18 protein-coding genes and 1 pseudogene are annotated in these 22,980 nt (G+C 47.2%); 10 read left to right on the top strand and 9 right to left on the bottom strand.

The window, feature by feature from the left end; all coding sequences use genetic code 11:
* Positions 1-95 precede the first annotated feature (95 nt).
* A pseudogene (locus QZ323_RS12055) lies at positions 96-188 on the bottom strand (IS982 family transposase); the annotation flags it as partial.
* Positions 189-689: 501 nt separating this feature from the next.
* Between QZ323_RS12055 and QZ323_RS12050 the strand changes: the two are divergent.
* The 5 genes from QZ323_RS12050 to QZ323_RS12030 all read left to right on the top strand — a co-directional run bounded on the left by QZ323_RS12050 (position 690) and on the right by QZ323_RS12030 (position 6,882).
* A complete protein-coding gene (locus QZ323_RS12050) occupies positions 690-2,576 on the top strand; it encodes a fimbrillin family protein (protein WP_294634945.1) in 1,887 nt (628 codons plus the stop codon).
* A 92-nt stretch (positions 2,577-2,668) separates the two neighbouring features.
* Positions 2,669-3,622, top strand: a complete 954-nt coding sequence (metF, locus tag QZ323_RS12045) for a methylenetetrahydrofolate reductase [NAD(P)H] (protein WP_294634944.1) — start codon at positions 2,669-2,671, stop codon at positions 3,620-3,622.
* A 95-nt stretch (positions 3,623-3,717) separates the two neighbouring features.
* On the top strand, positions 3,718-4,836 hold the full coding sequence (locus tag QZ323_RS12040; protein WP_294634943.1) for a DNA polymerase III subunit delta': 1,119 nt from the start codon (positions 3,718-3,720) through the stop codon (positions 4,834-4,836).
* Between the two features lie 101 nt (positions 4,837-4,937).
* Complete coding sequence (gene ricT / locus QZ323_RS12035) at positions 4,938-6,419, top strand: regulatory iron-sulfur-containing complex subunit RicT (RefSeq protein WP_294634942.1); 1,482 nt, start codon at positions 4,938-4,940, stop codon at positions 6,417-6,419.
* Positions 6,397-6,882, top strand: coding sequence for a gliding motility lipoprotein GldH (locus QZ323_RS12030; RefSeq protein ID WP_294634941.1), 486 nt, complete (start codon positions 6,397-6,399; stop codon positions 6,880-6,882). Before ricT ends, QZ323_RS12030 begins: the two co-directional genes overlap by 23 nt.
* A gap of 101 nt (positions 6,883-6,983) precedes the next feature.
* Here the strand turns inward: QZ323_RS12030 and rodA are convergent, their stop codons facing one another.
* The 8 genes from rodA to QZ323_RS11990 all read right to left on the bottom strand — a co-directional run bounded on the left by rodA (position 6,984) and on the right by QZ323_RS11990 (position 18,904).
* Positions 6,984-8,450: a rod shape-determining protein RodA gene (gene rodA / locus QZ323_RS12025; protein ID WP_294634940.1), complete on the bottom strand. Its 1,467-nt coding sequence runs from the start codon at positions 8,448-8,450 to the stop codon at positions 6,984-6,986.
* Positions 8,431-10,296, bottom strand: coding sequence for a penicillin-binding protein 2 (gene mrdA / locus QZ323_RS12020; protein ID WP_294634939.1), 1,866 nt, complete (start codon positions 10,294-10,296; stop codon positions 8,431-8,433). Before mrdA ends, rodA begins: the two co-directional genes overlap by 20 nt.
* On the bottom strand, positions 10,289-10,798 hold the full coding sequence (mreD, locus tag QZ323_RS12015) for a rod shape-determining protein MreD (protein ID WP_294634938.1): 510 nt from the start codon (positions 10,796-10,798) through the stop codon (positions 10,289-10,291). The genes mrdA and mreD overlap by 8 nt, the downstream gene beginning before the upstream one ends.
* Before the next feature lie 210 nt (positions 10,799-11,008).
* Positions 11,009-11,851: a rod shape-determining protein MreC gene (gene mreC / locus QZ323_RS12010; protein ID WP_294634937.1), complete on the bottom strand. Its 843-nt coding sequence runs from the start codon at positions 11,849-11,851 to the stop codon at positions 11,009-11,011.
* 9 nt (positions 11,852-11,860) lie between these two features.
* A complete protein-coding gene (locus tag QZ323_RS12005; protein WP_294634936.1) occupies positions 11,861-12,883 on the bottom strand; it encodes a rod shape-determining protein in 1,023 nt (340 codons plus the stop codon).
* A gap of 157 nt (positions 12,884-13,040) precedes the next feature.
* Complete coding sequence (gene purH, locus QZ323_RS12000) at positions 13,041-14,564, bottom strand: bifunctional phosphoribosylaminoimidazolecarboxamide formyltransferase/IMP cyclohydrolase (protein WP_294634935.1); 1,524 nt, start codon at positions 14,562-14,564, stop codon at positions 13,041-13,043.
* 271 nt (positions 14,565-14,835) lie between these two features.
* The gene (locus QZ323_RS11995; protein ID WP_294634934.1) at positions 14,836-16,872 is read right to left on the bottom strand and encodes a M13 family metallopeptidase; all 2,037 of its coding nucleotides are present in this window, start codon (positions 16,870-16,872) and stop codon (positions 14,836-14,838) included.
* 28 nt (positions 16,873-16,900) lie between these two features.
* Positions 16,901-18,904 carry an ABC-F family ATP-binding cassette domain-containing protein gene (locus tag QZ323_RS11990; protein ID WP_294634933.1) on the bottom strand — a complete coding sequence of 668 codons (2,004 nt, stop codon included), beginning with the start codon at positions 18,902-18,904 and terminating at the stop codon, positions 16,901-16,903.
* 454 nt (positions 18,905-19,358) lie between these two features.
* On the opposite strand from QZ323_RS11990, the gene QZ323_RS11985 reads away from it, so the two are divergent.
* The 5 genes from QZ323_RS11985 to QZ323_RS11965 all read left to right on the top strand — a co-directional run bounded on the left by QZ323_RS11985 (position 19,359) and on the right by QZ323_RS11965 (position 22,580).
* Entirely contained in the window at positions 19,359-19,727 is a 369-nt protein-coding gene (locus tag QZ323_RS11985; protein ID WP_294634932.1) for a hypothetical protein, read from the top strand.
* A gap of 47 nt (positions 19,728-19,774) precedes the next feature.
* The gene (locus QZ323_RS11980) at positions 19,775-20,293 is read left to right on the top strand and encodes a hypothetical protein (protein WP_294634931.1); all 519 of its coding nucleotides are present in this window, start codon (positions 19,775-19,777) and stop codon (positions 20,291-20,293) included.
* Positions 20,294-20,526: 233 nt separating this feature from the next.
* Positions 20,527-20,982, top strand: coding sequence for a hypothetical protein (locus QZ323_RS11975; RefSeq protein ID WP_294634930.1), 456 nt, complete (start codon positions 20,527-20,529; stop codon positions 20,980-20,982).
* Between the two features lie 124 nt (positions 20,983-21,106).
* A complete protein-coding gene (locus QZ323_RS11970; RefSeq protein WP_294634929.1) occupies positions 21,107-21,373 on the top strand; it encodes a PqqD family protein in 267 nt (88 codons plus the stop codon).
* 103 nt (positions 21,374-21,476) lie between these two features.
* Positions 21,477-22,580, top strand: coding sequence for a nucleotidyltransferase family protein (locus QZ323_RS11965; protein WP_294634928.1), 1,104 nt, complete (start codon positions 21,477-21,479; stop codon positions 22,578-22,580).
* Positions 22,581-22,980 lie beyond the last annotated feature (400 nt).

Genomic DNA, 22,980 nt, shown 5'->3' with positions numbered 1-22,980 from the left:
TTATCCCTCATTACATTACTTGTTATGCGCCATTACATTATTTGTTATGAGGCATAAGACATGATGAAATCTCAATCTAATTCCGCCAACGGGTACTTAAGCATATATTTTTCTTGTTGGAGAGCAAATTCCTTGCAAAAATTGTCTGCCATACAATAAATCTCTGTAACTTTAGCCTCTAAGAACATAGTGATAATCGTTTAAATGTTATAATTCGACACTATAAATTTAATACTTTTATCGCTATATTCCTAATATTCAAACGGATAAATTTAATACTTATATCGAACTGACGTTATCTTATTGGTGCAAAACAATAAAGAACTCTGAAATAGGAACGGTTGCCATCTCGTTACCCAATTCCCAAGCAACCCGAATAACCGTTTAATTCTAAGATAATTGCAAATTCCGCGATTTTTATCAAAAAAAGTACCTTTCTATTTCATATTTTAAAATATTATCATACCTTTGGTCGCGTTAACGTTAATCAACGTTGAAGAACATATAAAGAAAGAATAGAACCTGAATTCATTCGTGACTTCAAATAATTAGCATTTTAAAGCCGACAGACTTTTCCATACCGGTTATGGTCCTACTCAATCCCTAATAATTCTGATACATTGACCTTTAACAAATCAATCAATTAGTAATTCAGGATGTCTATACACATTCTAACATTCAAAAAAACAATGAGTAGAGAAAACTTCAACAAGAAAAATTTGAAACTATTAGTATGCAGTTTTTTATTACCTACATTAATTGCCGCTTGTGTTAACAAAATTGACAATGAAATACAAACCAGCACAGTACCAATTAACTTTTCTGTAAAAATAAACAATACAACAAGAGTCATAAACAATACATTCGAAAAAGGAGATAAAGCCGGACTGTTTGCCACTTTCCACTCAGAACCCATCAGCGGAGAACGTTATATTGACAATCTTAAATTGGAATATGGAACTAACAATACATTCATTCCTGAGAAAATCGTATTTTACCCTGTAGGAGATGTAAGTCTTGATTTTATAAGTTATTATCCCTACCGTGACACAGGGGTTCCGGTTGCTTCATCCATCATCCCCGTCGCTGTATATCCAGATCAAAATGATAAAACGAAATATTCGCTATCGGACTTTCTTTTAGCCAAAGCTTCCAACATCGAAAACAGTGAAGCACCTGTTGAACTGGAATTTACCCACAAACTGATCAAGTTACAAATCACTATCAGTCCCAAAGAAGAAAAAGACATTAATGAATTACTAAAATCCAACCCACATATCATTGCTACAGGATTCAAAACCCAAGCTAACTATGATTTAGAGAAAAACGAATTTACAAACGTAAGTAAAGAAACAGATATAATCCCCTACGGTACATGGAAAATTGAAAACGGAAAGTTGGTCGGAAAAGAGTTCATTGTCATCCCGCAAACGATTGGTCCCAACAACCAATCGTTCGTCATGGAATGGAACGGACAAATATATACTTGTAAGATGCCCGAATTGACTTTAGAAAGCAGTACGCAATGTGCCCTGAATATCACTGCCATGCAAACTAACAGTCATATCCTCACAGGAGTAATCAGCACAATCAAAGACTGGACAACAGTAGAAGGCAAAACTACTGACAATAACGACCAAACGACCGCACTCCATATAGCTGCCTTATCTTTCTCAGAATCGGACATATACAGAGTATACCATAAAGGGAAAGCAATTGCCGAAATCTGCAAGGAATATTTAAAGTCAGAAACTATCAATTCGCAAGCAATAACCTGTTATCCGATTCAGACAAATGGAAAAAGTGATTTAAGTAAGGGTACCGTCTTAAAACTTATGAACGACGAAAGTAATACTGCCGGAGGGAAAATCAATTGGGACATAGAAGATAACACGTTCAATTATACCCCGGGAAATTCCACTTCCATTAACGTAATCTACTTCAACGAAAAGGGAGAAGTATTAACCGAAAAGCCCGAGACACCAAACGATATCAATATCATAAGCCATACACTGAGAGACCTCAGAAGCGGCAGCATTAAAGAATATCCGATAGTAAAAATCGGCACACAGTACTGGATGAAGGAGAATCTGCAAGCCACAAGTTACAGGGATGGCAGCGATATCAAACACATAACGGAATTTGGAGGAGAGGCAGGTTACTTCTATACGGAAAAAAAAGTGTCTTATTTCTATAGAGGAGACGTGCTTACCCAAAAGGAATTAGCCCCTGAGCAGTGGAAAGTGCCTGATAAGAAAGACTGGGACTCGTTGGTGAAATATGTCGGGAATGCCGCCATCCTTCTGGAAACCGGAGAATGGAAAACGAATGACGACACTTATATTGCAACTAACGAAACCGGATTCAATGCCGTACCGTACGGAATATGCAGCGGCAAGGATGGCAGCACAAAACTCTTGAACGAGAACATTGCAGCGGCCTATTGGATAAGAGGTGAATCCGCCCTTACCCTGAATAGCAAAGTAGCGATGCTCATAAGTACGCAAAGTACCATTCAATTCATGGATTGTACCCCGAAAATCAATGCACTTTTCGTACGTTGCATAAAAGAATAACCAGATAAAAAAGCATTTATCATTTCTTTTTCGTATTTTTGTTCCCAATGTACAAATAATTTTGTTCAATGAACAAAAATGCGAAAAAAGGAATGAAAATTATCGACCTGATACACAGCAACGAGAAAACAGCTTTCTCCTTCGAAATACTGCCGCCACTGAAAGGCACAGGCATCGAGAAACTGTACGAATCCATAGATATTTTACGGGAATTTGACCCGAAATACATCAATATAACTACCCATCGCAGTGAATATGTGTACAAAGAGCTGGGCAATGGACTATTCCAACGCAACCGTCTGCGCCGCCGTCCGGGAACCGTAGCTGTAGCGGCTGCTATCCAGAACAAATACAATATCACTGTAGTTCCGCATATCCTTTGCAGCGGTTTCACCCGCGAAGAAACGGAATACGTACTGCTCGACTTGCAATTTCTCGGTATCACCGACTTGCTGGTATTGCGTGGAGACAAGGCAAAGCACGAATCCATATTCACTCCCGAGAGTGACGGTTATCACCACGCCATCGAATTGCAAGAACAGATCAACAACTTCAATAAAGGTATCTTTGTAGACGGTTCGGAGATGAAGATAACAAAAACGCCATTTTCTTACGGCGTGGCATGCTATCCTGAGAAACACGAAGAGGCACCCAACATAGATACCGACATTTACTGGTTAAAAAAGAAAATGGAGGCAGGCGCAGAATATGCCGTTACCCAACTTTTTTATGATAACCGGAAATACTTCAACTTTGTGGAACGTGTCCGAAAAGCCGGAGTCACCATTCCCATCATTCCTGGAATCAAACCGTTCAAGAAACTATCGCAACTCAGCATGATTCCCAAAACTTTCAAGGTAGACCTGCCCGAAGATTTGGCACGCGAAGCAATGAAATGCAAGACAGACGAAGAAGCCAAACAAGTAGGAATAGAATGGTGTGTACAGCAATGCAGGGAATTGATGGAGCATGGTGTACCCAGTATACACTTCTACTCCATCGGCGCAGTAGACAGTATAAAGGAAGTTGCTAAACAAATCTACTGAAAAAGAGTAGGAAAAAAGTAGAGAGTTGAGGTAACAAAAAAATAAATAGCTGAAAGCTACAGCAGAATTTAGAAACTTAAAACAAAGATAATATCGTGTTCTTCAAAGATGTAGTAGGGCAAGAAGCTGCCAAGGAGCGATTGAGAAAAGAAGTGCGAGAGGGACGAATCCCTCATGCGCAACTATTCTGTGGCCCGCCGGGTATAGGAAAACTCCCGTTGGCGATGGCATACGCACGTTACATTTGTTGCCCGAACCGTACAGAAACCGATGCTTGCGGCATCTGCCCTTCCTGCGTAAAATGGAATAAGCTGGTGCATCCGGATGTACACTTTGTATTCCCCATAGTGAAAAAAGGGAAAAAAGAAGTCTGCGATGATTACATCACCGACTGGCGGCATCTGGTTCTGAACAATCCCTACTTCAACCTTAACCACTGGCTGAATGAGATGGATGCCGAAAACGGACAAGCCATCATCTATGCCAAAGAGAGCGACGAAATAGTACGGAAGCTCAACCTGAAGTCAAGCGAAGGCGGATACAAAGTGACCATTGTATGGTTACCAGAAAAGATGCACGTGGTTTGTGCCAACAAGTTGCTGAAACTTCTGGAGGAACCACCAGAGAAGACGATATTCTTACTGATATCTGAAACTCCAGACATGATTCTGCCCACCATATTGAGCCGTACACAACGTTTCAATATCCGTAAAATAGAGGAAGCTGACATAGCCAACGTCTTGCAACAAAAATATGGCGTACGTCCCAACGACAGTTTCACCTTGGCGCACCTGGCCAACGGAGATTTTGTAAAAGCGCTGGAGACCATTCATCTGAATGAGGAGAACGAACTGTTCTTCGAACTCTTTGTCAGCCTCATGCGCCTGTCCTATCAACGAAAGATACGCGAAATGAAACAGTGGAGCGAACAACTCGCCGGCATGGGACGCGAACGGCAAAAAAACTTCCTGGCATACGCCCAGCGCATGATACGCGAGAATTTCATCTACAATCTGCACCGCAAGGAGATGAATTACATGACCTTGCCTGAACAGAACTTCGCCGTGCGTTTTGCACCTTTCATCAACGAGCGCAACGTGATGGGAATGATGAATGAACTGAGCGAAGCCCAGATACACATCGAACAGAATGTGAATGCCCGTATGGTATTCTTCGATTTCTCGCTGAAAATGATCGTCCTGCTCAAACAGTAGGTTTCGAGTTTGTGAGTTGATAAGAGTAATAGAAAGAGAATATCATAAAGAGAGAGAATACAAAATAATAAAAGCAATAAAAAACAATTAAGTATATAGAGATGGATTTTAAACTACATAACGGAAGTGGAGGTCTCTGTTGCAAGAGTTGTTGCAGACAGGACAAGCAACTGAACACCTACGACTGGTTAGCTGATATTCCGGGAAATGCGGAAGAGAGCGACATGGTAGAGGTGCAATTCAAGAATACCCGCAAGGGGTATTACCGAAACAGCAACCATATCCCTTTGGAAAAAGGAGATATCGTAGCCGTAGAGGCAACACCGGGACACGACATCGGCGAAGTGACCCTGACCGGACGGCTCGTCCCGCTGCAAATGCGGAAAGCAAATATTAAGTCGGAAGCCGACATCAAGCGTATCTACCGAAAAGCCAAACAGGTGGACATGGAAAAATACTACGAGGCAAAGGAGCGAGAACACAGCACTATGATACGTTCACGCCAAATTGCCCTCAGCCTGAATCTGAATATGAAAATAGGCGATGTAGAGTATCAAGGAGACGGAAACAAGGCAATCTTCTACTACATTGCCGATGAGCGTGTAGATTTCCGCCAACTGATAAAAGTGTTGGCAGATGCTTTCCATGTGCGCATCGAAATGAAACAAATCGGCGCGCGACAAGAGGCTGGCCGCATCGGTGGAATCGGCTCTTGTGGACGTGAATTGTGTTGTGCCACGTGGATGACTTCCTTTGTGTCCGTATCGACAAGTGCGGCACGCTATCAAGACATCTCGTTCAATCCGCAGAAATTGGCAGGACAATGTGCCAAACTGAAATGTTGCCTCAACTACGAAGTAGATTGCTATGTAGAGGCACAGAAACGTCTGCCTTCCAAAGAAATTGAATTGGAAACCAAAGACGGTATATTCTACTTCTTCAAGGCGGACATTCTGAGCAACCAGATAACCTACTCTACCGATAAGAGTATCCCTGCTAACCTGATAACCATCAGCGGAAAGCGTGCATTTGAAGTCATCGGTTTGAACAAACGTGGCATCAAACCTGACAATCTCGCCGAAGAAGCAAGACACTCTGAACCAAGGAAACCGATAGACTTGCTGGAACAGGAAAGTCTGACCCGTTTCGACCGTAACCGTAAAGGTAAAAATGGTGGAGATAACAACGGTAAAGGTAACAGTAACAACAATCGAAAGAAAAAGAAAAAAGGAAATTCCAACCAGCCTGTAGAGCAACAACAATCTCGGCTACGTCCACAAAACGAATCCAAGCCTCAAAACAATGCTAAGCAGCCAGGAGAACAACCTAAACAACAAGGTAACCAACCCAAGCAACAGGGTAGCCAACCTAAGCAGCAAGGTAACCAACCTAAGCAGCAAGGTAGCCAATCTAGACAGCAAGGGGACCGTCCCCAAAAGGAACAGCCTAAACGCAACAAGCAGAAAAATGCTCATGAACGTGGAGAAGGTCAACGTGACAATGGAAGGAAACCCAACCAACCGAATCAACCCAACCAACAAGCAGAGAAACCTGCCGGAAATGAAAAAACTGCTCAAGTATAAGAAATTTCTCAGAAAAAGTCTAGTACTGCTGTTTATCGCAAGTCTTTGCATGGCTTGCGATAAACAGACGGTATATCATGCCTTTCTGTCTTTACCTACAGAAGGGTGGCAACGAAAAGATACGCTGTCCTTTCAAGTCACAGTGCCCGATTCCGCTACTTACTACAACATATTCATAGAAGTACGTAACCGTAACAGTTACCCCTATCAAAACCTACCCCTGCACATCTGCTACGACAATCCGGAAGTACAGGATTTCAAAAGAGATACATTGGAAATAAGGCTTGCCGACAGTACCGGAGTCTGGTTAGGTAACGGCTGGGGCGGATTATACCAATCGTCTCTACGCGCCGGAATTGTCCGCGTTGGAAAAGCCGGAGAGTATCGTTTCAAAATCACCCATCTCCTACCAGACGAACTTTTACCCGGGATCAACGACGTAGGAATCAAGTTGAAACGGTGATATACAAAACCAGTGCAGTAGATACGGCAAATCCCAGAGACGGACATGCCCAAACGAAGTGACGAATCTTTCCTCCAGACCCGTCACACAAAAGTCATACCCTAAAACGTCGAGAGTCTTTTTTTACGCCCTGCATCAATGCGCAGGAAGATAAACAGCAGAATAGTAAATCCCCAAAGCGAAGAACCGCCATAACTGAAGAATGGCAACGGAATGCCTATCACCGGCGTAAGCCCCAGCACCATACCGATATTGATAAACAAGTGGAACAAGAAGATACTGACCACCGAATAACCATACACCCTGCCGAAAGTAGACGGTTGTCGCTCCGCAACAGCCATCAGACGAAGTATCAATACAAGAAACAGAAGCAGCACAGCAACAGAACCAACAAATCCTTCTTCTTCGCCCACCGTACAGAAAATGAAGTCCGTATCTTGCTCGGGCACATACTTCAGTTTGGTTTGCGTACCATTCAGAAAGCCCTTTCCTGTCAATCCTCCCGAACCAATGGCAATCTTAGACTGGTTCACATTGTAACCGGCACCCGCCAAATCCTCCTCCATACCCAACACCACTTTAATACGTATCTGCTGATGCGGCTCCAATACTTTATTGAAAAAATAATCACTTGAATACAAGAAACCGATGGAACCTATAGCAAACAAACCTATCAGCAGATAATTCAGATGGCGCTCACTCAAAGAGAGAAAGATCAAATAACCGACCACCAGCACACAAAGCCCCCATTGCACCCAGACAAGATTGAACGGAACGACATACTCCGAAAGGATATAAGCAATCAGCAACGCACCCAATACGATCAACAGGATATTACGCACTGGTTCCCATTTCTTGTTATATACCCACACCATGCCCGCTGCCGACAGTAATACCATAGACAACACCGCAAACTCCCCTATCGGTGTCGGTGTATCGGCTATAAAAACTTCATCAAACCGGATTCCAACCACAAAATAAACAACCGCACATAAACCGGAGAACAATACCACTCCCGGCATTCCTTCCCGATAAAGCACCAGAAAAAAAGCTGTATAAACCAATGCCGAACCCGTTTCCCGCTGCAAGATAATCAACATCATCGGAAACAGAATCAGAAATACCATCATCAGGATATTCTTCCAGTTCTTCATTGTAAAGGAATAAGCATTCATATACTTGGCAAGTGCCAAAGCCGTAGCAAATTTAGCAAACTCCGCCGGTTGCAGGCTGACAGGTCCCATCACCAGCCACGAACGCGACCCTTTGGTATCAGGAGCTATAAAAATAGTGACCACAAGCAATATGGCAAGCGCAATATATATCAGATAGGCAAACATGTCATAAAGGTCATCATCCAGCATCAATAGCACAAACCCCAAGCCGAACGAACAGATAATCCACACCAACTGTTTACCTGCACGGGTAGAAAAATCCCAAAAGTCGCGATCGCCATAGTCATAACTTGCTCCGCAGACGCTAAACCACCCGAATACGATAAGAATCAGGTATACACAAATCGTCACCCAATCCAATGATTTCCATATACTATCTCTCCTCGTTACCATACATGATCACACGGTTACTCATTTCCTCCGCCCGTGCCTCGCTGGCAGGCGAAAGCTTTCCATTCAAATATTGTTCCATCATCAAGGCACCGTACGGTACCCCGTAAGTAGCTCCCCAACCACCGTTTTCCACATAAACGGCAATGGCTATCTTCGGTTTGTCCATCGGAGCGAAACCTATGAATGCGGAATGGTCGTGCCCGCGGTTCTGCGCCGTACCAGTCTTTCCGCAGATTTCCACATCAGGCAAGATAGCGCCTGCAATGCGGCAAGTGGCACTTCCAGTCACTCCCGTTACAGCAGCCCGCATACCTTCCACAATCTTCTCATAATGTTGGCGGTCGACGGAAGTGTAGCGGCGCTCCCGATAAATAGTATCCAACTCTGCATCCTGAATTTCCTTCACGATGTGGGGAGTTATAAAATAGCCGCGATTGGCAATGGTAGCCGCCAGATTGGCCATCTGCAAAGGAGTACTTGTCACCTCACCCTGCCCGATGGATATACTGATTACCGTCAGTCCGTTCCACGATTTCCGATAAGCCCTGTCATAAAAATCCGCATTCGGAATAAAGCCACGCTTCTCTCCCGGTAGATCTGCACCCAACGGATAACCGAATCCCTGTGAAACCATGTGATCCTTCCACACCGTAATCGCATTCTGTACCGAACCATATTTCCGGTCGCCAAACATACGATACAATCCCCAGCAAAAATAACCATTGCAGGAAGTGGCAACAGCAGGCACCAACGGCAACGGTGAAGCATGCCCGTGGCAACCTACCCGCAGACCGCCATATACGAATCCGTGAAAACAAGGAAAAGACGTGGAAGGCTGGATAATTCCTTCTTGCAGAAAAGTCAGTGCCTGCGCTGTCTTAAACGTAGACCCCGGCGGATAGACACCCATGATGGCACGGTTTAGCAGCGGCTTCTGCTTATCTCGCTGCAACATCTGATGGTTCTTTCCACGCTGGCGACCAATCATCAGATGCGGATCGAAGTTCGGCGCCGACACCAGACAGAGTATCTCACCTGTCTCCGGCTCAATAGCTACAATCGCTCCGATCTTATTCTTCATCAGCCTTTCTCCTAACCGCTGCAACTCAATATCCAGTCCTAACGTCAAATTTTTGCCCGGCACCGAAGGACGGTCCAGTTGTCCGTCCATATAGTGTCCCTGAATACGTCCATGCGCATCACGAAGCAGAATTTCCACACCTTTCTCTCCGCGCAAGTATTTCTCATACGACTTTTCGATGCCTTGCTTGCCGATGTAATCACCTCGGATATAATAGTCGTCCGCCTCGATATCTTTCATCGACACCTCGCCAATATCCCCCAAAGCATGTCCGGCAACATCGTACGTATACTGCCGTATCGTACGCCTCTGAATATAGAAACCGGGAAACTTGAAAAGTTTTTCCTGAAACACACCGCACTCTTCCGCCGAAAGCTGAGTCATAAAGACCTGATGGGTATAACGGGAATAACCGGGATTCATCCAACGGTTTTTCACGTCCTTCATCCGTTTGAGAAGCTGCTCTTTGGTGATGTTCAACGTGCGGCAAAAGTCAAGGGTATCGAGCTGGGTCACTTCCCGCGGCACGAAAGTGATATCATACGCCGGCTGATTGAATACCAACAACTTACCATTACGATCATAGATAGCACCGCGCGAAGGGTACTGTATCTTATTAAGAAAAGCATTACTATCTGCATTCTTTTTGTAGCTATCTGTCATGATCTGCAATACAAAAAGACGCATAATATAGATGACGACAATCACAATCGCCGCTCCACCTATCACAAATTTCCGCTTTTCGAGTATATAATCTTTAGCCATTTGACTTTTTCCTCACTCCTTCTATAGCCATTATACAGGTTATGGTCAGCAATGCACTTGCCACAATCCTCAACAATAACGTTCCGATGTGGGCAAACGAAAAGAACTCAATGGTAAGCAACACGGCATGATGGACAAAAACACTGACAACCAAATATTTCAGGAAAGAGGCAAAGCCCATTGTCTTGACCGAAGGAACGATATCCTCAAATGTGTCACGCGGCACAAACAGCCGCAGAAAAGTAGGCCGTGAAAATGCCAAAACCACCGCCGCGGCAGCATTCATGCCCGGAGTGTCCGAAAAGATGTCTACCGTAAGTCCTAAAAAGAACGCCCATAACATCAATGCGTTTCTCGGTGTCTCCGACTCAAACTTCAATATGATATATATATATAGAAAAGGTGTGGCATATCCGGCAATATGCACATTGTTCAGTATCAGCACCTGCAACAGCACCAAACCAATAAACCAACCTAATTTATGCAGATAATTAATGACCAACTTCTTCTTATTTAAAAAAATGGAAAATGGAAAATGAGAAGTGGAATATACGCCTTAATGCGTACGCACCTCAAAAAAATCAGCCAATCAAAAAATAAACCATCCCATAGACCAACATCCCCCAAACCAAAATTCCAAAAACTTATAATCTAAAAGCCCTAAAACCTAAAAACTCAAGAACTTAAAAAAGCAAAAGCTCAAAAACTAAAATCACTCCTCCTCTTCTCTCTCCAGTTCTTTCTGCTCTTCTTGCCCGGTGCGAGCAATGATCCGCACATTGCTCAACTTACCGAAATCCGTGGCAAGCTTTATCTTCAGCAAATAAGAAAGACCGTCGTGCGAATCGGACATATCATCCACCGTACCTATCATGATCCCTGCGGGAAACACTGTAGAGTATCCGCTCGTCACCACCGTATCGCCCAGATTGAACTCAGCGTGACGAGGCAAATCCTTAAGATAAGCGAAACGCGAATCCCCGTATTCCCACTTCAGATAACCGAAATATTCGCTGCCGACAATCTTACAACTAATGCTCGACTTGCTGTTCAGCAACGGGATGACAGTAGAATAATGCGGCGAAGTCTTATAGACAATCCCCACTACCCCATTGGCATCTACCACCCCCATTTCCGGACGGATACCTGCATTGGAACCTTCATCAAGAGTGATGTAGTTATCCACTCTATTCAGACTGTTCTTAATCACATTCGCCTTGAATATCTTATATTCTTCCGTTTCCATGCGTTCAAGACTGTACAGCCTGACGGAATCCATTCCTCTATTCTTTAATGTCTTCTCCAGAAAAGCCACCCGCTGTTCCAGCCACATGTTGCGGTCCAGCAAGTCCTCATTGGTCGTCTTCAGATGGAAATAGGAAGTCACCGCTCCCGAAACATCATAAACTTTCCCCGCTACACTATTGGCCGAAGTGAAGAACGCACTATGCTGATAGTGGTTGAAGCGGAATAATAAAACAAAACTGGCTGCCTCTAACAACAGAAAGAGGAACCAGTAATTGTATTTAATAAGAAAGTTCAGTAGATCTCGCATATCCCTTTATCAGCGCATAAGGAATGAGAAACGGCCCACATTCTTCAGTGCCACACCCGTACCCTTGGCTACGGCATGCAACGGATCTTCGGCAATATGGAACGGAATATTAATCTTATCAGTCAGACGCTTGTCGAGCCCGCGGAGCAATGCACCTCCACCAGCCAGATAGATACCGTTGTGCACGATATCGGCATACAATTCGGGAGGCGTATTTTCCAATGCGTTCAGAATAGCGGTCTCAATCTTCGAGATGGATTTCTCCAAACAGTGTGCCACTTCCTGATAGCATACAGGCACTTCCATAGGCAAGGCAGTAATACGGTTAGGCCCGTGAACAATGTAATCTTCCGGAGCGTCCTCACCCAGTTCGGTCAGGGCGGCACCCACATTGATTTTGATACGTTCTGCCATACGCTCGCTGACCCTCACATTGTGCTGGCGGCTCATGTACTCCTGGATATCAGCAGTCAGGTCGTCTCCAGCAATGCGGATGGAGTTGTTGGCAACGATACCGCCCAAAGAGATTACGGCAATTTCCGTAGACCCACCACCTATATCCACAATCATATTTCCTTCCGGAGCTTCCACATCGATACCGATACCGATAGCGGCAGCCATAGGTTCAAAAATCAAGTAGACGTCACGTCCGCCGGCATGTTCGGCAGAGTCGCGCACGGCTCGCAGTTCTACCTCCGTACTGCCCGAAGGGACACCGATGACCATACGGAGCGAAGGAGAAAACAGACGGCTACGGCTATTCACCATCTTTATCAAACCGCGTATCATCTGCTCGCAAGCATAGAAGTCGGCAATTACACCGTCGCGAAGCGGACGGATGGTACGTATGTTTTCGTGGGTTTTTTCGTGCATCATCTTTGCCTTTTCACCCACGGCAATCATCTTATCGGTACGACGGTCGAGGGCTACTACCGAAGGCTCATCCACCACGATCTTGCCATTAGATGTGATGATGGTGTTGGCAGTACCAAGGTCCATCGCTATTTCTTGTGTAAAAGAGAATAATCCCATTGATTAATTTTTGAATTATAAACTTTGAATCTTGAACTAAGAATTATTAATTATGATTTTTGAATTATAGTTTATAAAAGTGTCCACTATACTTATCATTCAGTTACCATTCATAAACTATAATTCAAAATTCATAATTCAAAATTCACCAATCTAATTAGTGCTTAAAATGACGTATTCCCGTAGTCACCATTGCAATGCCATGTTCGTTGCAATAGTCAAATGAGAGTTGGTCTTTGATAGAACCGCCCGGCTGGATAACGGCAGTAACGCCTTCGTTTCCGGCAATCTCCACACAATCGGGGAAGGGGAAGAAAGCATCGGATGCCATTACAGCACCATTCAGGTCGAAGCCGAAGTTCTTAGCCTTCTCGATGGCCTGCTTCAAAGCATCCACACGTGAAGTCTGACCTACGCCGCTTGCCAACAGCTGTTTGCCTTTAGCCAACACGATGGCATTGGATTTGCTGTTCTTTACGATCTTGTTGGCAAAGAGCATATCCTCTATCTCCTGTGCGGTAGGTGCTTTGGTAGTTACGGTCTTCAGATCACCCGGTTGTTCGATGTTCAAGTCACGATCCTGCACCAACACACCATTCAGCAAAGAACGGAACTGCTTCTTGGGCAGAGTGGTCGGTTTGCGTACTAGGATGATACGGTTCTTCTTCTGTCCCAGGATTTCCAGCGCATCCACATCGTAATCGGGAGCGATAATCACTTCAAAGAAGATTTTGTTGATCTCTTCAGCAGCCTCTTTATCAACTACACCGTTGGTGATAAGCACACCACCGAAAGCAGATACGGGGTCGCCAGCCAGAGCGTCTTTCCAAGCCTCAAGCACAGTGGGGCGTGAAGCCAGACCGCAGGCATTGTTATGCTTCAGTACGGCAAACGTAGTATCTTCAAATTCATCGATCAGGTCTACGGCAGCATTGATGTCGAGCAGGTTGTTGTAAGAAATCTCTTTTCCATGAATCTGATCGAACATGCCTTCCAGGTTTCCGTAGAAGTAACCCTTCTGATGCGGGTTTTCTCCGTAGCGCAAAGTCTTCTGGTTGTTGGCAGAGCAACGGAACGCCGAACCCTCTTCACCGTCGAAGTAGTTGAAGATGGCAGAATCGTAATGAGAAGAGACAGCAAACGCTTCTTTGGCAAACCAACGACGCTCTTCGAGTGAAGTAGTGGCACCGTGCTCCATCAGCATGTCGCGGAGCGGTTGATATTGTGCCTGTGAAGCTACGATCACTACATCGTTGAAGTTCTTGGCTGCGGCACGGATCAGCGAGATACCGCCTATGTCTATCTTCTCGATGATGGCCGGTTCGTCGGCACCGGAAGCTACGGTTGCTTCGAACGGATACAGATCGACGATAACGAGGTCTATTTCGGGAATTTCATATTTTTCTATTTGCTGCATGTCCTGTTCCAGCCCGCGGCGGCAGAGGATGCCACCGAACACTTTCGGATGCAGAGTCTTCACACGTCCTCCGAGGATAGAGGGATACGTAGTCAAGTCTTCCACTGCTTTACAGGGATAGCCCAGAGATTCAATGAACTGGCGAGTTCCTCCTGTTGACAGGAACTCAACTCCTTCTTCGTGCAGTTTGGTAATGATTTCATCCAAACCTTCCTTATGATAAACCGATACCAGAGCGGTTTTAATTCTTTTTGTTTCAGACATGGATTTGCGTATTAACGATTTGATGTGCAAAGGTACTAAAAATGTTTATTTGCCCCTATACTCTAACACAATAAATTAGGTATAATTAAAAAAGAGATACGTCAAAAAACACAATGGCACAAAAATGACACCAGCCAAACAGATGAACGCCAATCACTTTTTTCTGTAAATCAGTGAAATAATATCTGCGTTCATCTACTTGACCGGCGTCATCCGCATGTCGTCCGCTATTTCCTTTGGTGGTGTGCCCTATTCAGACACGCCGCCCAACTTACCAGATAGAGACACGTTTCTCTACAGGCACGAACATCGGGTCTTTCTCCGTGATGCCGAAAGCCTCGTTCCATGCTGCGATGTGCGGCAACGCAGCATCCACGCGCCACTTGCCCAGAGAGTGCACATCAATCTTCGTCAGCTGCAGAATGGCTTCAGGACGGATGTTATTAGCCCAGACGTTGGCGTAAGCCAAGAAGAAGCGTTGTTCGGGGGTAAAGCCCTCTTTCACTTCCAGCGGAGCAGCTGCCGTGGCGTTCTTGAATGCCTGGAAAGATACTTGCAGGCCACCGTGGTCGGCGATATTCTCACCCAGCGTCATGCGGCCATTGGCGTGTACACCCGGAGCCACCTCAATACTATCGAAGAAGGCTACCATCACATTGGCACGCTCTTCAAAGTTCTTGGCATCTTCCTCCGTCCACCAGTCTTTCAGATTACCATCCTTGTCGTACTGACGGCCTTGGTCGTCAAATCCGTGCGTCATTTCGTGACCTATCACCACACCGATAGCACCGTAGTTAAAGGCATCGTCGGCTTCCATGTCGAAGAAAGGATATTGCAGGATGCCGGCGGGGAAACAGATTTCGTTTGTCGTCGGATTGTAATAAGCGTTCACGGTCTGCGGCGTCATCAGCCATTCGTCTTTGTCCACCGGCTTGCCGGCTTTTGCCACCATCTCGGCATAGCCCCAGAGGTTGGCACGCTTGATGTTATTCCAGTATGAATCATCTTTGATTTCCAGTGTGGAGTAGTCTTTCCACTTGTCCGGATAGCCGACTTTCACGTGGAAGGTAGCCAGCTTCTCCTGTGCCTTCTGCTTGGTCTCATCGCTCATCCAAGCCAGGTTGTTGATGCGTTCGCTCAAACTTGCCTGAAGATTCTTCACCAAAGCGACCATACGCTCCTTGGCAGCAGCGGGAAAATACTTCTCTACGTACATCTGTCCTACGGCTTCGCCCAGCGCGGAGCTGACCACGGAAACGGCTGTCTTCCAACGGGGCTGCATCTCCTGTGCTCCGGAAATGGTGCGGTCGTAGAAGTCGAAGTTCTGTTGAGCCATTTCGTCGTTCAGGTATCCGGCGGCGGCATCGATCAGCTTCCATTGCAGGTAGAGCGACTGCTGGTCGGCAGGCAGGGTATCCAGAATCTTGGCAGCCTCAGCCAAAGAGGCAGGCTGGCCTACGATGATTTCCTGCACGTCCTTCAGTCCCAGTTCCGACAGGTAGACGTCCCAGTTGAAAGTAGGATAGTTCTTCTTAATCTCTTCCATGCTCATCTTGTTGTAATTGGCATGCGGGTCGCGCAGTTCGGTGCGTGAGCGGAAAGCCTTGGCAAGGCGGGTCTCCACGTCCATCACGATTTCCATACCTTTCTGAGCTGTGGCTTCGTCGAAGCCTGCCAGACGGTACATCTTCTGCACATGCTGGCGGAAGGCCTCACGGATGGCAGTAGTGGAAGAATCGGTGGCCAGATAGTAGTCGCGTTCACCCATGCTCAGCCCGCTCTGGTAGGTCTGCACAGCATTCATGCTGCTGTTCATCTCGTCGGCACCGACATAGACTGCGAGATAGGCTCCGACGCCTTGCTTACGTAGGTTCGCCAGCAGGGCGTAAACATCTTTCTTGTCGTTCAGGGCGGCTATCTGCTCCAAGTCCGCTTTCAGAGGGGTTACGCCTTCCTGGTTCAGTTTGACGCTGTCCATAGCTATCCGGTAGAGGTCGCCTACTTTCTGCGCTACGCTTCCGGCTTCATGCTGTGCGGCGGCAAGTTCCTCTATCAGGCTCTGTATCTGCTTGCGGTTGTTCTCGTCGAGTTCGGTAAAGGTACCGTAGCGCGAATATTCGGGCGAAAGAGGATGGCTTTCGACCCAGCCACCGCAGGCATACTGATAGAAACTGTTTCCGGGTAGGGCAGTCGTGTCCAGATTGGCAAGCTTGATGCCGGCTGTCAATTCAGCCTTCTGCTTGCCCGTGCTGCATCCGGCTGTCATCAGACAGATTGCAGCGAAAGATAAATACTTCGTTAGATTCATTTTTGTATAATTAAATTAAGTGTTTCGTTCATTGGGCGCCACGTGTTTCCTCCAGTTCGGTGGAGACGGCATCCCACTCTTCCATCGCGGCATCAAGCTGTTGTTTCAGTTTCTGATGCTGCTCGTAGAGCGACATGTCCGAAGCGCCTTCGGGGGTTGCCATTTTGGCTTCGAGGATGGAGATGGCCGCTTCGGTCTGTTCTATCTCCTGCTCGCAGTCGGCAACGCGCCGTTCCAGTTTCTTGAGTCGCTTGTTCAACTCCTTTTGTTCGGCATAAGAGAGCTGGGAGTTGGAAGGCTTATTGAGTGGAGAACTGGCTTCGCCGGAAGAGGTGGCGGGACTTTGCGACAGCCTCTTCACTTTCGGTTCCCCATTCTTCACTCTCGATTCTCCACTTTCGGTTCTCAACTCATCCAAGTTTTCTATCTGCTTCTTCTGCAAAAAGTCGTAGATGCCGCCAAGATGCTCTTTCACCAGACCGCCACCGAACTCATACACTTTGGTGGCAAGGCCATCGAGGAAGTCGCGGTCGTGGCTAACCAGTATCACCGTACCGTCAAATTCGCGGATGGCTTCTTTCAGTACATCCTTCGAGCGCATGTCGAGGTGGTTGGTAGGCTCGTCGAGTATCAGGAAGTTGACCGGCTCCAACAAGAGCTTGATCATCGCCAGGCGGGTTCGCTCACCGCCCGACAGCACTTTGACCTTCTTGTCGGACGCCTCGCCACCGAACATGAAGGCGCCCAAAATGTCGCGTATCTTCGTACGGATATCCCCCACCGCCACGCGGTCGATGGTGTCGAACACCGTAAGGTTCTCGTTGAGCAGCTGCGCCTGGTTTTGGGCGAAGTATCCTATCTGGACATTGTGTCCCAAGGTCAGCTTGCCGGTGTAGTCGGTTATCTCGTCCATGATACACTTGACGAGCGTAGACTTACCTTCGCCGTTCTTGCCCACGAAGGCCACTTTCTCGCCGCGGTTGATGGTGAGATTGACATCGTGGAAGATGACATGGTCGCCATAGGCTTTGGCCACATCCTCGCAGATGACGGGGTAGTTTCCACTACGGCTGCTGCATACAAACTTCAGGCGCAAGGCGGAGTTGTCTTCTTCGTCCACTTCGATACGCTCTATCTTCTCCAGTTGCTTGATGCGGCTCTGCACCTGCACGGCCTTCGTGGCCTTGTAGCGGAAACGCTCGATGAAGGCTTCCGTGTCTTCTATCTGCTTCTGCTGGTTCTCGTAGGCACGCAACTGCTGTTCGCGCCTTTCCTTACGCAACACGATGAAGTCATCGTACTTCACCTTGTAGTCGTAGATTTGTCCGCAGGTGATTTCGATGGTCCGCGTGGTGACGTTGTTAAGGAAGGCGCGGTCGTGGCTGACCAGAACTACCGCATTGGCACGGGTGGAAAGGAAGTTCTCCAGCCACTGTATGCTCTCGATGTCGAGGTGGTTGGTAGGCTCGTCAAGCAGGAGCACGTCAGGACGCCGGAGCAGGAGTTTTGCCAACTCGATACGCATGCGCCATCCGCCGGAGAACTCGCTGGTGGGGCGTTGGAAGTCTTCACGGTTGAATCCCAGACCTTGCAGGGTACGTTCTATTTCGGCGCGGTAGTTGGTTCCGCCCATCATCAGGAAGCGTTCATTCTCGTGGGTGAAGCGTTCGATGAGTTTATGGTAGTCCTCGCTGTCGTAGTCGGTGCGTTCGGCAAGTTCGCGGTTCATGCGTTCGATGTTTGCCTGCATCTCGAAGATGTGCTCGAAGGCGAGTTCCGCTTCCTGCATCACAGTTCGCTCGTCGCTGAGAATCATCACCTGGGGCAGGTAACCGATGGTGCATTCGCGGGGCACGGCCACGACACCGGCCGTGGGCTGTTGCAAGCCTGCCAATATCTTAAGCATGGTAGATTTTCCGGCGCCGTTCTTGCCTACCAAGGCAATGCGGTCTTTCTTGTTGATGACGTAAGAGACGTCTTCGAACAACGGCGTGGCGTTAAATTCCACCTTCAATCCTTCTACTGATATCATAATGTCAATGAATTTTAGCGTTCAAGGGTGCAAAGGTAGTGATTTTCGGTTGTTTGTGCTCCATTTCTTTTAAGGAAAGAAAATGAAGATAGGAAAAATATCATATTCTTGCTCGGTAACTCACTTTTTTTTGAGTTACCGAGCAAGAATACGATACATTAGTTATAGCAAAGCCAACATATAATACTGTATAACAAACAATTATATTATTATTCAATTAAAAAGTAAAACTCGTAGCAAAAGTGCCCATTGCCCTGCAAATACCCATTCATAGACCTCACAGTCCGTTGCAGGAGCAGGCATTGAGGGGATGTTACACAGATACATCCGCCGCAAGAAAACATTTGCCGGATGAATTATTCCTCAGTTGCTCTTGGCAGATTAGAAGAATACATTTACCTTTACATCGGATATTAAAGAAAAGGCGACATGCCTGTCACCATACTAAAGAAGCATGAAAGAAAACAGCAACATAGAATTATTCCGGGTAGGTCCTAGCCTGTTCGACATCACTTTTCCCGTTTCGGACCGGAGGCCGACGGAACTGGTTCCGTCGCTGGCGCCATTCCTCTTGCCCAAGGAAGAAGTTGCGGAGAAGAACGGGAAGAGCCTATTCTCGCTCACCCTCCTGCCGCCCGGAAGCGAAGGAATTCCCAAGGCAGAACCAGCAACCGAAAAGGCCACCCCACACTACCGCCAACTGGTGGAGTTTGAATGGGAAGGAACACGATGCACCATCAGTGCCACCTCCGACGGCCACTCCCACCTCATCAGCATCCTTACACCGGACTCCTCCCGCGCCTATTCGGCACAGGTACGCTGACACAGCATGGGACGGTAACGGACAGATTCGCGCTCAACAACATACTGATGATGGCCTACGCCTTCAACACTGCCTGTCGCGGCACCCTGCTGATGCATGCTTCCGTCATCAAAAAAGATGACAGAGCCTACCTCTTCCTCGGAAAAAGCGGAACCGGAAAGAGCACGCACTCCCGTCTCTGGCTGGAACACATCCCCGGATGCGAGTTGCTGAACGACGACAATCCCATCGTACATTATAATAAGAAGACCGGAAAGGCCATCGCTTACGGTTCGCCTTGGAGCGGAAAGACACCTTGCTACAAGAACATCTCTGCCCCCGTAGGCGCATTCGTCCGACTGGAGCAGGCTCCCGAAAACGACATAAAGCGAGAAGGCGCGGCACGTGCATTTGCCTTCCTGCTGCCCTCCTGTTCCTGCCTGAAAGAGGCGGAAGCACTGAACAACGGCATCATCGAAACTGTGAAACGCCTTGCCGCCAACCAACCGGTCTATCACCTGAAATGCCTGCCCGACCGTGCAGCCGCTGAACTCTGTTTCAGCAACGTCCGGGCAAAAGAGGGATAAACGATAACCGGACTGTGTCTAAAACGTATCAGCTCCAGGTTTTCTCCAAGTCTATAAGTTTGGAGCAGGTACGGAGAAGACACGAAGCCGGTATGGAGAGGAGATAGAGAAGGGATTGAAAGGGCATGTAGAGAATATGACATGAATATAAAGTGAAGAAGTTATTAGGAACAATTAGGAATAACTCCAGTTAACTTCCGATAATTCCTTAACATTAAAATAAAAAACAGCCAATGGCAAACAGCAACCACAAAAAGCTCATCCCCAACGAAGTCCTGCTTCCCGAAGTGGCGCGCCTCATCAGCGAAGGGCACACCGTGACACTGACCGTAAGAGGCAATAGCATGAATCCCTTCCTCGTCGACCGCCGCGACAGTATCGTCTTAGGTTCCTTCGCCGAAGCCGACCTGCAACCGGGTATCGCCGTCCTGGCAAGGGAAAGCACAGGATGTATCGTCTTCCACCGCATCATCAGCCGCCGCGGCTCGGTACTGACGCTACAAGGCGATGGAAATCTCCGCGCCACCGAACAGGCTGACACGGCAGACGTCATGGGCATCATGCTTTCCGCCATCCGCAAAGACAAAGAGTACCCGTGCAGCGGACGGACATGGCAGCGGTATTCCTACTGGTGGATGAAGCTGACGCCCGTAAGGCGCTGGCTGCTGGCGGTGTTCAGAAGGATATAATTGATAAAGAAACAAGAGAACGAGTTAATAGGAAACAAGTTTACAAGGGAACAAGTTAATAATTTAAGTTTCTCAAGTACAGTAATAAATGGAATGAAAATTAAATTAATAAATCATACGAATCATGAAGACAAAGAAAGAATTTACCCTCCATCAAATCGGTGATGAACACATCATCATGCACAATGGCATCGGCAACGTGGATTTCAACCGCATCATCAGCCTGAACCCCACAGCCGCCCGGCTCTGGGAAAGCGTAGAAGGCAAAGAGTTTGACGCCGAAACGCTCACCACCTACCTCACGGAGCACTACGAAGTAGAAGCCGACACCGCCTCACGCGATGCCCTCCGCCTGATAGAGGAGTGGCAGAAAGTCGGAATCATAGAGTAAAGAAAAAGAAGAAAGCATTGAACAAAAGATACTTTGAACTCAAAGAAGTACCAAACAAAGGCAACTTCAAACAAAGGAAAACATCAACTAAAGAAAGAAGACAATGACACGCTTTGCTTTTCTCAACCTTGTCCGTTCCGGCCTGTGGAACATACCTGCCGCCCACACCCTCTTCCGTGGCATGAACGCGGCAGACTGGGAAGAAGTATTCCACTTCGCCCACACGCAGGCACTCCTCGCCATCACCTTCGACGGAATAGACGGCCTGCCTCCCGAAGTCCGCCCGCCGCGTCCGCTTTACCTGCAATGGGCAACCCTCGTAGCCCGAATAGAGCAAGCCAACAAGCACCTGAACTCGGCACTGCCCGAACTATTCCAATCCTACCGCGAAGCCGGCCTGCATCCTGTCCTCCTGAAAGGGCAGGCCAACGCTGCGCACTACCTCAAACCACTGCACCACCAATGCGGAGACATCGACATCTACATCGGCAAGGAGGGACAAGCCACCGCCAACCGCCTGCTCCTGCACCGCGGCGCCCAACCCGAAGGCGAAGCCTCGGACAAGCACACCAGTTACTCGCTGCACGGCATCCACATCGAGAACCACCGCATACTCTTGCGCATGAACAACCCTGTAGCCGACCGTTACTTCCGGCGCCTTGTCAAGGAGTGGTATCCGCAACAGGTCGAGACGAAAGAAATAGGCGGATGTCCCGTTTCCCTGCCGCCTCCTACGTTCAATATACTCTACGTCTTCATGCACGCTTTCCTCCACTTCCTGAACAGCGGCATCGGACTGCGGCAAGTCTGCGACTGGGCACGGCTGATGGCTACCAGACAAGACAACATCGACAAGACACTGCTGGAACAGCATCTCCGAAAGCTGGGCTTGACCCGTGCCGCAAAAGCATTCGGTTACATTGCCGTACACCACTTAGGACTGCCCGAACACACCCTACCCTTTTCCATTAAAGGAATGGAACATGCCGGAGAGATCTTACTGGACGATATCTTCGCGACCGGTAACTTCGGCTGGTATGACACACGCGTCAGCTCCCGCCCCCAAGGGTATTGGGCAGGAAAATGGCACACTTTCCGCAAGGCTACGAAACGTTGTATGAAGCTAAGATGTTTTGCTCTCGGAGAGGCGGTGTGGTATCCGTTGATGATGATAATTAATAAAATACGAATCTGTTGGCGGAATTAAAATGTTTCAGGACAATTTTATTAATCAAATGATTAGGCTAATCCTGAAAGAGCTGAAAGGTGAAAAGCAGTATGCAAGAATAGCAAGTGTTATGTATCCGGAAACTTGGAGTGGCTAAAGTTCACGTTTGTGTCGCTAAACCTTAGCTTTGTCATGCTAAACCTTAGCTTTGTCATGCCAGACCTTAGCTTTGTCATACTAGAGTTTGTGTACATGACTACTACTATAGACCGTAGTGAATACGCGGAACCGGCGTACCGGATACGACAAACCACGGACGGGAATACTGGTCAATAAGCTCCTCTTCTACTACAAGAAGTTTCACCATAAACATTTGTGTATTACACGATTAACGGATGGGTGAAAGATGTGAGGGATGAAATAGGGTATTTATCGGTTC

This window comes from uncultured Bacteroides sp. (assembly GCF_910585845.1).
GTDB lineage: Bacteria > Bacteroidota > Bacteroidia > Bacteroidales > Bacteroidaceae > Bacteroides.
The sequence above is the reverse complement of the archived record's forward strand: the minus strand, read 5'-3'. Positions and strand labels throughout refer to the sequence as shown.

What these genes read in the sequence shown, in the direction of transcription:
- QZ323_RS12050 (WP_294634945.1), top strand. Translation starts at nt 690, where the DNA reads ATGAGTAGAGAAAACTTCAACAAGAAAAATTTGAAACTATTAGTATGC.
- metF (WP_294634944.1), top strand. Translation starts at nt 2,669, where the DNA reads ATGAAAATTATCGACCTGATACACAGCAACGAGAAAACAGCTTTCTCC.
- ricT (WP_294634942.1), top strand. Translation starts at nt 4,938, where the DNA reads ATGGATTTTAAACTACATAACGGAAGTGGAGGTCTCTGTTGCAAGAGT.
- QZ323_RS12030 (WP_294634941.1), top strand. Translation starts at nt 6,397, where the DNA reads ATGAAAAAACTGCTCAAGTATAAGAAATTTCTCAGAAAAAGTCTAGTA.
- rodA (WP_294634940.1), bottom strand. Translation starts at nt 8,450, where the DNA reads ATGGTAACGAGGAGAGATAGTATATGGAAATCATTGGATTGGGTGACG.
- mrdA (WP_294634939.1), bottom strand. Translation starts at nt 10,296, where the DNA reads ATGGCTAAAGATTATATACTCGAAAAGCGGAAATTTGTGATAGGTGGA.
- mreC (WP_294634937.1), bottom strand. Translation starts at nt 11,851, where the DNA reads ATGCGAGATCTACTGAACTTTCTTATTAAATACAATTACTGGTTCCTC.
- QZ323_RS12005 (WP_294634936.1), bottom strand. Translation starts at nt 12,883, where the DNA reads ATGGGATTATTCTCTTTTACACAAGAAATAGCGATGGACCTTGGTACT.
- purH (WP_294634935.1), bottom strand. Translation starts at nt 14,564, where the DNA reads ATGTCTGAAACAAAAAGAATTAAAACCGCTCTGGTATCGGTTTATCAT.
- QZ323_RS11995 (WP_294634934.1), bottom strand. Translation starts at nt 16,872, where the DNA reads ATGAATCTAACGAAGTATTTATCTTTCGCTGCAATCTGTCTGATGACA.
- QZ323_RS11990 (WP_294634933.1), bottom strand. Translation starts at nt 18,904, where the DNA reads ATGATATCAGTAGAAGGATTGAAGGTGGAATTTAACGCCACGCCGTTG.
- QZ323_RS11985 (WP_294634932.1), top strand. Translation starts at nt 19,359, where the DNA reads ATGAAAGAAAACAGCAACATAGAATTATTCCGGGTAGGTCCTAGCCTG.
- QZ323_RS11980 (WP_294634931.1), top strand. Translation starts at nt 19,775, where the DNA reads ATGATGGCCTACGCCTTCAACACTGCCTGTCGCGGCACCCTGCTGATG.
- QZ323_RS11975 (WP_294634930.1), top strand. Translation starts at nt 20,527, where the DNA reads ATGGCAAACAGCAACCACAAAAAGCTCATCCCCAACGAAGTCCTGCTT.
- QZ323_RS11970 (WP_294634929.1), top strand. Translation starts at nt 21,107, where the DNA reads ATGAAGACAAAGAAAGAATTTACCCTCCATCAAATCGGTGATGAACAC.
- QZ323_RS11965 (WP_294634928.1), top strand. Translation starts at nt 21,477, where the DNA reads ATGACACGCTTTGCTTTTCTCAACCTTGTCCGTTCCGGCCTGTGGAAC.